This window comes from Massilia luteola (genome assembly GCF_034420155.1).
GTDB lineage: Bacteria > Pseudomonadota > Gammaproteobacteria > Burkholderiales > Burkholderiaceae_D > Telluria > Telluria luteola.
Genome location: NZ_JAXOFN010000005.1, coordinates 42480 through 54808, shown reverse-complemented (window position 1 = coordinate 54808; position 12329 = coordinate 42480). Strand labels below are relative to the sequence as shown.

Genomic DNA, 12329 nt, shown 5'->3' with positions numbered 1-12329 from the left:
CAACGTCGTGTCCTACAAGGGACGGTAGCTGGAATGGGGCCCATCCTTTTAAGATTCCGATATCGAATGCCAAACCACCTCTACAATGCCTTATTGATATTGCTTCTAAGTGTTTTAGCCGCACCGGCTGGTGCTGCAAGCTTCGACTGCAAGCTTGCTCAAGGCAAGATAGAAACAACGATCTGCGCCGATAGCGGTTTATCGAAACTGGATGAACAGCTAAGCACCTCCTATGCACAAGTCGTAAGAATGTCCAGCGATGAACAATCGGAAAAGTCGATGCAACGCGCTTGGCTGCGGGCGCGAAACGCATGCAAGAACATAACTTGTTTGCAGGAGGCATATGCATCACGTAACTCTGAGTTCCGCGCCAGGTTGGCCAGCAACAGTCCGCTGGCTGGAGTTTGGAAAAAAGAGTACTCATGTGATCAACTCAGCGGCATTTATGCGGAAAGCTGCAAACAGGGAGAGCGCGATAAATTTCAGCTGTCCATTGTCGTCGAGGGTGATAAAGTCTGCGCGCTCCACGTAGTTTGGGCAAACATGGGCAATCGAGTCGATGAGGTCGAGGACCGGCATCCGTCAATGACGGGCAAGACCAACGGTAATACAGCTACGGTCCGCTTTAGCAGCACTTGGGGTGGGACAGGAACGGCCACTCTGCGCGTCCAGGGAGGTGAATTACATTGGAAAGTGAGCGGAAAGGATGAGGGCGAAAGCTGGATTCCAGACGACGCCGTGCTAGTACGCGTTCCTGCGGTCGCATTCGACCGTATGCCGGAATGCGCCGGCTGAAGGTCCGCTTCGGGTCCAGGCTGTGTAAAAACGCGCGGAGAGCATGTTTTCAGGGGGCGGTTCGCCATTCCCGCCCCTCCGAAAACGCCGTGGCGGCCGTTTTTGGAGGCCCGACTTTGGCGCCGAGCGGGAGTGGTCAACGTTCTTACACAGCCTCGGCCGTCACCAAACAGGCTGACCAGTGCAACTTGCAGGTCGTTGATGCAGCGCTGGTGGCAACGCTGGATTGCGTGCCTGGTGAGTTGCGGGGCGTTCATGACGCCGTCCTGACGGCCACGTGCTCGATAATCGCATCGAACTCGGTACGGAAGAACACTCGCATCAAGCACTCGAGGAACGCATGCTGCGGCAAGCCATAGAAGTCGGCGAGCGGGAACACGGCGTCAAGCGGCAGCGCGAACACGCCGCTTTCGAGCTGGGTCAATACGCCGGCGTTGACCGATGTGTGACGCACCGGCGTCTGACGTAGCGACACTAATGTGAAAGCTCGCGCTCCCGTATTTGCTGCACCGGTCTACGTGCGATCTGCGAACCACTCAGTTTTTTCGTTCTTTCCCGCAACTACGAGATGATTTCCCGACCAGAAAACTGTATTTTCCGAAACATGATGGACTTGGCGGCACACTGCGGGCTCGTCGTAGACCGAGCCGCGCGTACGCCGGGGCCTTACCTGTCTGTGACGTGTTTCGGCGTGGCCTGTCGAATCCCGAGGCTTGGGCGCTGTCCTTGACAATCTCGAAGGCCAGGCGTGTCGCATTCGCGCACATTTTGGTTGCTGGCTCGATAATATTCTGAAAGCAATGTTAAACTGACGCCCAATGTAACTTCACATGTCCGGCGACCAGTGCGGCGGCACGTCTGGCCCAGAGGCGCGACGCACTGTAGCGCGAGCCGTCCCGCCATCCATGCTGAGCGACGCGTCGGGCGACGGCCACTGACACAACCTGTATGACCAGTGCAATGAAATTCCCGTCCGACTTGTTCCAAGGGCGGCAGCACAACCGCATTTTGCGCTTGTCGTTTCCGCATGACGACGGACCGCCTGCCCAACTTCTCGTGAACGGGCTCGACGCCGTGGAGGGGCTGTCCCGCCATTTCGAGTTCACGGTCGAGCTGTTGTCGGACGACCCGAGCCTCGCCTTGAAGGAAATGCAGGGCAAGCTGCTGACGATCGAATTGGTACGCCAGGACGGCAGCCTGCGTTATTTCTCCGGCTTTGTCTTCAGCTTCCGCCGCAAGCACGCGGACGGCGGCATCACGCACTACGAGGCAAGGCTGGGCCCGTGGCTGCGGTTCCTGGAACTGCGCAAGGACAATTTTCTCTTTCACGACAAGAGCCTGCGCGACCAGACGCAAAGCATCTTCGACGATTATTCGTATTACGCGAAATGGGAATGGCGCGTCGTCGGGCCGGACTCGGCCATGACGGATGCATGCCAGTTCGACGAGACCGATTTCAATTACGTCAGCCGCCGGTGGGAAGCCGCCGGCCTGTGTTACTGGTTTGAGCACGCGGCCGATGGCCACACGCTGGTCGTTTCCGACGACACCACTCGCGTACCAGGAACCGATGTCGACGAGGAAGTGCGGTTCCATGCCGAGGGCGGCCATGCCGAGGAAGACGGCGTAGATCGCTGGGCGCCGGTTCGGCACGTCGCGCCGTCCAGCGTCGGGCTGACGAGCTTCGATTTCAAGTCCCCTATGCCGGGCGAGCTGGGCATCCCGACGCTCAACCGGCAAGGTGCGGTGCCGCAGATCGAACACTACGAATACGTCGGTCATACGGTTTCAGGAACGCCGAAGAAGGCGACGCCCAGGCCCGGCTGCGAATGGAAGAAATCGAGGCCGCCAGCCGCTATTTCGAAGGCGAAGGGAATTGTCGGCATCTGCAGCCGGGGCGCTGGTTTCGCCTGACCGATCACTTCAATCACAATCCCTACGATTACACTGGCAAGGCGGGACGCGACGAATTCCTGGTGCTTGCCACCCATCACAGCGTAACCAGCAATTACCTGGCGCGCGACCCGTCGGACGTCGGTTATCGCAACCGCTTTTGTTGCATTCGCAAGCTCATACCCTGGCGGCCAGGACGTGGTTTCAACAGCACACAGACCAGGATACTCGCGCCGCAGACCGCGACCGTGGTCGGCCCCGATGGGCACGGCGGCGTCCATACCGATCGATACGGCCGTGTCCGTGTCCAGTTTCACTGGGACCGCGCCGGCACACGGGATGAGCGCAGTTCGGCCTGGCTGCGGGTGGCCGGCGCGTGGGCCGGCGCCGAGCTGGGCGCCGCCGCGATTCCACGCGTCGGATCGGAAGTGCTGGTTCAATGGCTGGACGGTAATCCTGACCGCCCGATCATTACCGGATCCGTCTACAACGAACGCAATATGCCGCCGTGGACGGTGCCGGCCCAGCACGCGCTGACCGGTTTTCGTAGTCGCGAGCTCGGCCAGGATCTTGGCAATGTGGCGGGCGGTCGAGGCAACCACCTACTGCTGGACGATACCAACGGCGGCATCCAGGCACAGATCAAAAGCGATCACGAATGCAGCCAGCTCTCGCTCGGCCATATCACGCGCATCGAAGACACGGCCGGGCGCAAGGACGCCCGCGGCGAAGGCTGGGAGCTCGCCACCAACGCATGGGGCGTCGCCAGGGCCGGTAAAGGCATGCTCATCACGACCGAGGCACGCCGGAACGCGGCCGCGCACATTAAGGACATGGGCGAGACAGTCCAGCGCCTGGCCGCCGCCCATGACCAGCATGAGGCGCAGGCCGCGATCGCCGAACAGGCCAGGGCGCAGGATCCCCAGCAACAGGCCGGTGTCGCGGCCACGATCAAGACACAAAACGAAGCGATCGGCGGCAAGGGCGCGACCGCCACGCGCGAAGGCTTCCCGGAACTGGCCGCGCCGCACCTCGTCATGTCGAGCCCGGCCGGAATTGCCGCGACGACGGCACGCTCGACCCATATCGCCAGTGGCGAGCACACCGCGCTCACCATGGGTGAGGACCTGGCGATCGCTGCCGGCGGCGGCTTCTTTGCCAGCATCCGGCAGACGTTGCGCCTGTTCGTGCAAAAAGCTGGCATGAAACTCGTCGCCGCCGCGGGTGATATCGACGTGCACGCGCTAACGGACAGTATCAATCTGCTGGGAAAGCTGAACATCACGCAGACAGCCAACCGAATCACGATCACGGCCAAGGAAGAAATCGTCATCAACGGCGGCGGCAGCTACGCCGTGTTCGGACCAAACGGGATCGAACACGGCACCGCCGGCCAGTTCGTCACGCGCGCGGCTGCGCATCGTATCGATGGCCCAGAGCGGCGTCCGCCCGTCATCCCGGACCTGCCCATCATCCAGGTAACGGCGGCGTACAGCCAGCAGCTGTGCGTCGGCAGGATGCTGCACACCGATCCGGAACTCGCCGGAGCGTCCTACGAAGTGTGGACGAAGGGTGACAACCCCGAACTCCTGGCGCAGGGCATGGTAGACGACATTGGGCGCTCCATCACGGTCTATACGAAAGAGCCGACCGATATCGAGGTCATCTTCGGGGAGAACGAGTGGTTCGATGCGGTCGATCTCGGTCCGGCCGCCACGCTGGACATCGAAGGACAAGCATGAACTGGCGCGATTTTTTCCAAAACCTGTTTTCCGGCCACCCTACGCATGAAGGCCACGCCGCCACGCCGCTCAAACCGGGCACCGTCATGATCTGCTTCGTGAATCGTTACCTGGAGGCGCTGGATGGCGTGAAGTACAAGATCTGGTACGACGGCCGGGAACTCGCCGGGGTCACGACCGCCATCCGCTATTGTTTCGAGATCCAGCCCGAATCGCTGCATCCCATCAAGGTCTCCGTCTGGTCGCGTAAATCGAAGGCGTTCAAGGCGCTCGACGATGTGATGCCGGTGCTTGGCCAGTGCAAGCTGGTACGCAAGGTCCTCGCGACGGCGAAGGTGACAGGACGGACCGAAAGACATCCGGACAAGAAGCCGGAGGGCGCGCCGACGCCGACTTTGCCGCCGCCGCCGCCGCCCGGCCCCTCCCCCGTCGATGGCCAGGGCGTCGCTCCGCGATCCGCGCACAACGAAAACGCCGAGCCGCAGACCCAGGCGTCGCGGCCGGTGCCGGGAACGATCACGCTGACGCAGTTGCGTAAGATATTTACGGACTCGAAGCGTGCCCCGGACGCGTACCTGCAAGGCGTGGCGGACGAGTTAAATGCCAAGCTGGAGATTTTTAAACTCGATACGCCCTTGCGCCGGGCGCACTTCTTCGCGCAAGTCAAAGGCGAGACCGGTAACGCCATGCACCCGAGACGGGAAAGCTGGGAATACTCGCCCGCGACACTGTTGAGTTTCAGTAATTACTACAAGGCGCATCCGAAAGAGGCCGAACAGGATGGCTACCTGAAAGACGAGCACGGCAAAATCATCCGGCACGCCGACCAGGAGGCGATCGGGAGAAAACATTATTTGTACCTGAACGGAAATCGGCTCGACCACCCCGAGGACGGTTCGAATTTCCGCGGCCGGGGCCTGCTGCAGATCACCGGCTACGAAAAGTATTCGAAATTCATGGAAGAGTATCCGCTTTACTGGCCCGGCACCGTACCCAACGCCGTGGTCAATCCCGATATCATCATCGAGTTCCCCTATTCAGTGCGTTCGGCGGCATGGTTCTGGCTGAAATACAAGGTGTACGAAGTGGCCGACCTCGGTGCGACACCGACCCACGTCGAGAAAGTCACTATCCGCGTCAACGGCGGCTTGAAGGGCATCATCGAGCGCAAGAAGGCGTTCGAAGTCGCCTATCCCGCTTTTAAATGAAAGAAAGATGAACACGACTACAAGGTTGATTGCAGCACTCGCCCTCGCCGGGGCCGCCCTCGCCATCCCGTCCGCCTTTGCGGCCACGCCCCCGACGAAAGCGCAAAGTGTCACGCTGACGCCGATCGCCAAGAGCGCGACACGATACGAAGGCACGCTGTCGAACAAGCACATCCTGATGGTGCTGTCACAGGAGGGAGCGAATTTCGGGGGCGCCTATGCGTACGTGAAGCAGGGTTCGCAGGAACGGCCGCGCTGGATCGACCTGCTCGGAAGCGCCAAGAAAGACGGCGTCGTGTCGCTGGTCGAAAAAGTCAACGGCAAGGTGACCGGCTCATTCAGCGGCAAGATCGCTGGCAGTGGCTTCTCCGGCACGTGGCAATCGTCCGCCGGCCGGCGCCTCGACTTCTCCGTGTCTGCCGTCCCGGCGACGGGCGATCTGGCCATCGTCGCCCATATCGAGACAAGCGGACCCGACGCGAAGCTGAAACGGATCGATATCTACAGGGACAAGAAACCGGCGCAATCGTTTCCGTCCGACGCCGATATCTTCACCTCGCTTGAGGGCCTTCACTACGATGACCGCGACGTGAATTTCGACGGTTATCCCGACCTGGCCGTCCCGGTCGAGAATGGCGAGCAACTTCACTGGCTGTTCGACCCGGCGCAAAACCGCTATGTGACGGCGCCAGCGTCATTGCAAGGGATTAACGTGACGAGTACGCAGTACAGCACTGACGAGGTGTACGAGGAGTGGAGCTCGGGCATGAACATCTACAAATATGTGGGCGGAAAATATTGTCTGACGCAGGAGAATGTCGTGTCGGGCGAGGCCGGGGACGACAAGGTCAGCGAGAAGACCTACCCGGTGTCCCAGTGCAAAGGCAAGAGATAGTGATGGCGCGCCGGGACACCGTGCGGGGCCGCTCGGTCGGCTTGAAGTGTTTTTGGTCCGTACGTTCGAATCGTTGCGGACACGGTCGTCCGGCGCAGGCGGGAACGGACTGCGGCGATCGTGTAGGCGCTACCCCGCGTGCGCCTGCGGGGCGGGCGCACGATGCCTGGCCGGTCGCCGTCGCGCGACGGCGCTGCCGCCGTCCGCCGTGTCATCGGCGCCATACTCACCGGTGCGACGATGGCGCGTCGCCTGACGTACGCATTGCGCGCGGTCGGGATTGAGGTTCCGACACCCACCGGGCGCCCATGAAGATCCTCGGCTTCATACGCGTCGGCGATAAGACGGAGTGCGGCGGCACCGTGGTCGAAGGCGACGAGACGGCCGTCAGCCACGGGCGCGCCTACACGTTCCAGGGTGCCCGCGTCCACTGTCGCAAACATTGCGTGATCGCCGACGGTGTCGCACGCGCGGTCCTCACAGGTGGGCGGCCACGCGTCGTGCACGGCATGAAGACGAGTGGCGGATGCGTCTGCGAGTCCACCTTGAACGATGTCGACGGCGTCGGGAGCGACGTCGTCTAATACGGCCGCGTGTGCGGCCCGGCTGCCGCGCAAGTCGCGCGTCGGTACTTCTCGCGCGTGGTCCTGGTGTGTCGCTGCCGGGTGCGTGCCTCGGCGAACCCGAGCCGGCGCAGCGCCGGCGACGGGCTGGCAGCCGTGCGTCCCCGGGCGACGGCCTGGCTGGAGGGATAGCCTCGGCCGCACGGCGTCGCTGCAGGACGTGCGGCGCCGGCCTGGCGCTGCGCGACATGCACGGCCACGGCGCGCGCACTCTCTTCTTCTTGGATGAATGGCGTTGCGTGCCACGCGTGTTGAGTAGGCCTTGCCGTCGACAGTTTTCGTCGATTGCAAGCGATGCTCGACGGTGGAGCGTCGAATTCGCATTGCAGATTGCTTTGCCATTGTCTTTTCTGAAGTTTGCGATCGTCTTGAAGTCGGGGGCCAGGCGTCCTGTCAGCCACATCAGTTCGACGTTGCGCTGGGATTCCCGCTGAAGTCGCCGGCTCGGCTGAATACGGTTCAGGTAGCCGTAGATGTAGAGTTTGAGGAGCACTGCCGGATGATAGGCCGGTCGGCCCGTTTTCGCTGGATGGACGCGCTCGAATCCGATGCCTGCAAGATCAAGCTCCCCAACAAATACATCGATCACACGAGCCCGGTTATCTTCGGCCACGTAGTCGTCCAGATGCTCCGGGAGTAACGTCCCTTGGCCGCGGTCTTCACCTTCGATAAAGCGCTTCATTTGGCACCCCAGTGATGAGATACTTCCTCAACGTTTACCGAACCGGTTTCGTTTACATCGCCCATGTTTTTACACAGCTTGGGTCAGAAGCAGCCGTTCATGCAGGGAGCTAAAATGCTTACAGTTCAAGATTGCCGCCATCTTGCAGAATTCCATTTAGCTCAGTTGGCACAACAATGTGGTGATGGCCTGGCGCTGCTGCCTTTATGACGACATTCGAAAATCGCCCAAACACCGCCCTGATCGTCGTCGACGTGCAGCGGGAAGTGGTCGCCCAGGCGCACGCCCGCGATGCGGTCGTCGCGAACATCAACCTGCTCGTCGCCAAGGCGCGCGCCGCGGGCGTTCCGGTGATCTGGGTCCAACATGCGGACGAGGGCCTGGTGCGCGGCACGGATGGCTGGGAGCTGGTGCCGGAGCTTCATCCCGCGCCGAACGATGTGCGGATCGACAAGGCTTACGGCGACGCCTTCGAAGATACCGTGCTGGCCGAGCGCCTGGCGGCGCTGCGGGTGGGCCGACTGTTCGTGGCGGGTGCCGAGACCGATGCGTGCATCCGCTCGACGATCCACGGCGCCTTTACGCGCGGGTACGATGTCATCCTCGTCAGCGATGCCCACACGACCGGCGACAAGACCGAATGGGGCGCACCGGAACCCGCCAAGGTGATCGCCCACACGAACCTGTACTGGACCCACCACACTGGCCCCGGCCGCAGCGCGGGAATCGCGAAGACGGCCGACGTGGACTTCCAGGTGCCCAGCGCCCTGCACGCACCGACATCACAAGGAATTTTGGAATGAATGACCGCATGACCCCAGACCCGGCCCAGGCCCTGCCGGCCCCCTTGCTGGCCGACCTGCAAACCCGCTTCGGCCCCCGTTTCTCGACCGCCGCCGCGGTGCGCGAACAGCACGGGCGCGACGAATCGTCGTTCGTGGACGTGAATCCGCCGGACGCGGTGGTGTTCGCGGAGGACGTCGGGGATGTCCAGGCGCTGCTCGAACTGGCCGGCCGATACGCGGTGCCCGTGATCCCGTTCGGCGCCGGGTCGTCGCTGGAAGGGCATCTGCTGGCCGTGCGGGGCGGCGTCAGCCTGGACGTGAGCCGCATGAACCGCGTGCTTGCCATCGATACCGCGGACATGACGGCGACGGTGCAGCCGGGTGTGACGCGCATGCAGCTGAACCAGGCGCTGAAGGGCACGGGGCTGTTCTTCCCCGTGGATCCGGGCGCGGATGCGTCGATCGGCGGCATGTGCGCCACGCGCGCGAGCGGCACCAATGCCGTACGCTATGGCACGATGCGCGAGAATGTGCTCGCGCTGCAGGTCGTCACGGCCGCCGGCGCGATCGTGCATACCGGGACGCGTGCGCGCAAGAGCAGCGCGGGCTACGACCTCACCCGCCTGATGGTGGGCAGCGAAGGCACGCTCGGCGTGTTCACCGAGATCGTGGTGCGCCTGTATCCGCTGCCGGAAGCGCAGTCGGCGGCCGTGTGCTCGTTTCCGGGCATCGTCGATGCCGTCGGCGCCGCGATCGACATCGTCCAATCCGGCATTCCGATCGCGCGCATGGAGCTGCTCGACGTCAATGCCGTGCGAATGGTGAACCGGTACAGCAAGCTGGATCTGCGCGAAGAACCGATGCTGCTGATGGAATTCCACGGCACGCCGGCCGGCGTGCGCGAGCAGGCGGAATCGGTCGAGGCCCTGACCGCGGAACGCGGCGGCGCAGCCTTCGCCTGGGCGACCGATACCGAAGCGCGCACGCGGCTCTGGACGGCGCGCCATCATGCCTATTTCGCGGCCGTCGCCTCGATGCCCGGCTGCCGCGCGATCAGCACCGACACCTGCGTGCCGATCAGCCGCCTGGCGGAATGCCTGCTCGAGTCGGTGCGCGAAGCGGACGAGATGGGCGTGCCGTATTTCCTGGTCGGGCATGTCGGCGACGGCAACTTCCATTTCGGCTACCTGATCGATCCGCACGAGCCGGCGCAGCGTGAACGGGCGGAGCTGCTCAATGCCCGGCTGGTGGCACGCGCGATCCGCCTCGACGGCACGTGCTCGGGCGAGCACGGCATCGGCATGCACAAGATGGATTTCCTGATGCAGGAAGCCGGACTGCCCGCGGTCGAACTGATGCGCGCCATCAAGCGCGTATTCGACCCGCAGAACATCCTCAATCCCGGCAAGGTGTTGTGGGGCGCGGACGAACAGGACACGCCGCGGCGCAGCTGGGCCCCGGACGCGACAGTTGATAACGGCCGTAACGGATATTCGTAATCACTGCGGCGATCGGCGAGCAGTTCATGCCGCCCGTGGCAGCGCCACCTTGAACACGGTCCCACTGCCCACGTCGCTCCTCACCTCGATCGTGCCGTGATGCCCCTGCACGATCCCGTACACGATCGACAGTCCGAGCCCGGTGCCCTTGCCGACCGGTTTGGTGGTAAAGAACGGCTCGAAAATGTGATCGAGATGATCGGGCGCGATGCCGCAGCCGTTGTCTTCGATCTCGACCCAGACGACCTTGTCGTCGTAGCCGGTGCGCACGACGATCGTGCCCTTGTCCTCGATCGCGTGGGCGGCGTTGATGAGCAGGTTCAGGAAGACCTGGTTGATCTGCGAGGGCAGGCAATACAGCGGCGGGACGCCGGCGTATTCCTTGACGACGTCCGCCTTGTACTTGATTTCGTTCCAGGCGACGTTCAGGGTGCTGTTCAAGCCCTGTTCGAGATCGGCCATTTCTTTTTGCGTGCCGCCGGGCCGGGAAAAATCCTTCAGGTTCTGCACGATGTGCTTGACGCGTTGCAGGCCTTCCCTCGATTCGACGAACAGGGCGTCGAGGTCCTGGCGGATATCGTCCAGCCCGATGTCCTGCTTCATGAATGCGACCGGTGCGCGCGCCTCGCCGGGCAACAGACCTTCGACGCCTTCGAACGCGCTGATGAGCTTCAGGATGTCCCTGGCGTCGCGTTCGAGCGCGCCGAAGTTCGAACTGATGAACGCCAGCGGATTATTGATCTCGTGGGCGACGCCGGCGGCCAGCAGGCCGATCGACGCCATCTTTTCGGATTGCAGCAACTGGCCCTGCATGTCGCTCAGCTTGCGGATCAGGATCTGCTGATGTTGTTTCTCGGCCTCCAGCCTGGCATTGGCCACTTCCAGGGCCTGCGTGCGTTCGCGCAGGCGTTCTTCCATGAGCTTGCGCTGGGTGACGTCGTAACCGATGCCGACGATGCCGTTCACCGCGCCGTCGCCGGCGCGCAGCAGCACCTTGGTCGTCACGGTCCAGCCCAATTCTCCCGTGTCCTGGTCCTCGACCAGTTCCTCGTAATCGAACAGCGACTGGCCCGAATCCATGACTTGCTTTTCGTCGGCAAAATATTTGGCCGCCAGTTCGGCCGGGAAGAAATCGTAGTCGGTCTTGCCGATCAACTGCGGCGGCGTCTCGACGCCGGCCAGGCGGGCCATCCGGTTATTCCCGAACAGGAAGCGGCTTTCGCGGTCCTTGGCGTAGATACGGAATGGAATGTAGTCCACCAGGGTCCGCAGCAGCGTTTGATCGAACGCGAGCGCCGCGATCGTCAACGCGGCCGCTGCCGCCGTGGCGAGGATGTCGATCAGTGCGGGATCGGCCGCCTGCACGCACTCCAGAACCACCACGCCGGACACGCCGCCCTGGTCGCCGGCAGCGAAACACGCCATGCCATCGGCGCAGACGGCCTCGCGCGTGCGCCGGACGTGCTCGACGATGTCGGCAATGGACGCGTCCGCGACGTCAGCATCCGCGAGCCAGTAACCCCGCTCGGCGCCGCACAGCGTCACGGCAACCGCCACGGTCTCCTGCTGCGTTGTCTCCACGCCGCCGGCTGCGGCGATGCGACGCAATCCGTGCGCGAGCGCGTCGAACGCGGGCGCTGCTGGATTTCCCTGTGTGAATTTTAGTTTCGGCATGGTAATTAATTCTTACAGTTTCTGCCCATGCGAACAACAGAATTCGAAGCCATGCGCCAAATAGCCACACATTGCCGGATGATCAGACCCACGCGGCCGCTCAAGTGCGCGGCAACTCCCGGATTTCGACCGTTCCGCCCGCTTCGTAGACCGGATTCCCGACCAGGAATTGCCGCGCCGCGTCCGCGTTCTCGGCACGAATGCGGATAAAGCCGGACACCGGTGTCGTCGCGGCCCTGGCGGCGTAGTCCTTTTGGAAAGCCATGCCGGTGCCGATCGCACTGCCGCCGTCGAATCGACCGGACGCGCGCAGCGTCGACATGTACTGCGTCCACAGATTGCCGTCGTTGGCGATGGCGGCGTCGCGCGCATCGTCGTGCATGAAAAAGATGTAATCGTTCATTGGCTTCCCGTTGTCGGAATCGGATCGCCTGTCAGGGCGTCGCCGTCGAGTGTACCGCAGCACAGGTTGCGGCAACGGCCGGTATCCGGCAACGGGCGTGGCAACTTGTAAATATTGCCCCGGGACCGCG

General features: G+C 62.7%; 10 protein-coding genes and 2 pseudogenes. 8 read left to right on the top strand and 4 right to left on the bottom strand.

Going from position 1 to position 12329, the window contains the following annotated elements; translation table 11 throughout:
* The first annotated feature begins 66 nt into the window (after positions 1–66).
* A complete protein-coding gene (locus tag U9J41_RS08125) occupies positions 67–795 on the top strand; it encodes a lysozyme inhibitor LprI family protein (protein WP_322401712.1) in 729 nt (242 codons plus the stop codon).
* 253 nt (positions 796–1048) lie between these two features.
* On the opposite strand, the gene U9J41_RS08120 is transcribed toward U9J41_RS08125, so the two are convergent.
* A complete protein-coding gene (locus tag U9J41_RS08120; RefSeq protein WP_322401711.1) occupies positions 1049–1219 on the bottom strand; it encodes a hypothetical protein in 171 nt (56 codons plus the stop codon).
* A gap of 536 nt (positions 1220–1755) precedes the next feature.
* Here U9J41_RS08120 and U9J41_RS08115 point away from each other — a divergent pair.
* From U9J41_RS08115 to U9J41_RS08090, 5 genes are all read left to right on the top strand, one after another.
* Complete coding sequence (locus tag U9J41_RS08115; RefSeq protein ID WP_425260152.1) at positions 1756–2709, top strand: type VI secretion system Vgr family protein; 954 nt, start codon at positions 1756–1758, stop codon at positions 2707–2709.
* On the top strand, positions 2625–4430 hold the full coding sequence (locus tag U9J41_RS29310) for a type VI secretion system Vgr family protein (protein WP_425260150.1): 1806 nt from the start codon (positions 2625–2627) through the stop codon (positions 4428–4430). Before U9J41_RS08115 ends, U9J41_RS29310 begins: the two co-directional genes overlap by 85 nt.
* The gene (locus U9J41_RS08100) at positions 4427–5638 is read left to right on the top strand and encodes a glycoside hydrolase family 19 protein (RefSeq protein ID WP_322401709.1); all 1212 of its coding nucleotides are present in this window, start codon (positions 4427–4429) and stop codon (positions 5636–5638) included. The genes U9J41_RS29310 and U9J41_RS08100 overlap by 4 nt, the downstream gene beginning before the upstream one ends.
* Positions 5639–5645: 7 nt before the next feature.
* The gene (locus tag U9J41_RS08095) at positions 5646–6533 is read left to right on the top strand and encodes a hypothetical protein (protein WP_322401708.1); all 888 of its coding nucleotides are present in this window, start codon (positions 5646–5648) and stop codon (positions 6531–6533) included.
* A 308-nt stretch (positions 6534–6841) separates the two neighbouring features.
* The gene (locus U9J41_RS08090) at positions 6842–7117 is read left to right on the top strand and encodes a PAAR domain-containing protein (protein WP_322401707.1); all 276 of its coding nucleotides are present in this window, start codon (positions 6842–6844) and stop codon (positions 7115–7117) included.
* 367 nt (positions 7118–7484) lie between these two features.
* On the opposite strand, the pseudogene U9J41_RS08085 reads toward U9J41_RS08090, so the two are convergent.
* Positions 7485–7838: pseudogene (locus tag U9J41_RS08085) on the bottom strand (transposase); the annotation flags it as partial.
* Positions 7839–8044: 206 nt separating this feature from the next.
* On the opposite strand from U9J41_RS08085, the gene U9J41_RS08080 reads away from it, so the two are divergent.
* Positions 8045–8641 (top strand): isochorismatase family protein, encoded by a 597-nt coding sequence (locus tag U9J41_RS08080; protein ID WP_322401706.1) that lies wholly within the window; start codon positions 8045–8047, stop codon positions 8639–8641.
* Positions 8638–10035: pseudogene (locus U9J41_RS08075) on the top strand (FAD-binding oxidoreductase); the annotation flags it as partial. The gene U9J41_RS08080 and the pseudogene U9J41_RS08075, both read left to right, overlap by 4 nt.
* Before the next feature lie 111 nt (positions 10036–10146).
* Here U9J41_RS08075 and U9J41_RS08070 read toward each other — a convergent pair.
* Complete coding sequence (locus U9J41_RS08070) at positions 10147–11796, bottom strand: ATP-binding protein (RefSeq protein ID WP_322401705.1); 1650 nt, start codon at positions 11794–11796, stop codon at positions 10147–10149.
* A gap of 100 nt (positions 11797–11896) precedes the next feature.
* Positions 11897–12199, bottom strand: a complete 303-nt coding sequence (locus U9J41_RS08065; RefSeq protein ID WP_322401704.1) for a hypothetical protein — start codon at positions 12197–12199, stop codon at positions 11897–11899.
* Positions 12200–12329 lie beyond the last annotated feature (130 nt).

Bases quoted from the DNA above. Each gene is read 5' to 3' on its own strand.
- U9J41_RS08090 (WP_322401707.1), top strand. From the start codon at position 6,842: ATGAAGATCCTCGGCTTCATACGCGTCGGCGATAAGACGGAGTGCGGC.
- U9J41_RS08095 (WP_322401708.1), top strand. From the start codon at position 5,646: ATGAACACGACTACAAGGTTGATTGCAGCACTCGCCCTCGCCGGGGCC.
- U9J41_RS08115 (WP_425260152.1), top strand. From the start codon at position 1,756: ATGAAATTCCCGTCCGACTTGTTCCAAGGGCGGCAGCACAACCGCATT.
- U9J41_RS08100 (WP_322401709.1), top strand. From the start codon at position 4,427: ATGAACTGGCGCGATTTTTTCCAAAACCTGTTTTCCGGCCACCCTACG.
- U9J41_RS29310 (WP_425260150.1), top strand. From the start codon at position 2,625: ATGGAAGAAATCGAGGCCGCCAGCCGCTATTTCGAAGGCGAAGGGAAT.
- U9J41_RS08070 (WP_322401705.1), bottom strand. From the start codon at position 11,796: ATGCCGAAACTAAAATTCACACAGGGAAATCCAGCAGCGCCCGCGTTC.
- U9J41_RS08080 (WP_322401706.1), top strand. From the start codon at position 8,045: ATGACGACATTCGAAAATCGCCCAAACACCGCCCTGATCGTCGTCGAC.
- U9J41_RS08065 (WP_322401704.1), bottom strand. From the start codon at position 12,199: ATGAACGATTACATCTTTTTCATGCACGACGATGCGCGCGACGCCGCC.
- U9J41_RS08125 (WP_322401712.1), top strand. From the start codon at position 67: ATGCCAAACCACCTCTACAATGCCTTATTGATATTGCTTCTAAGTGTT.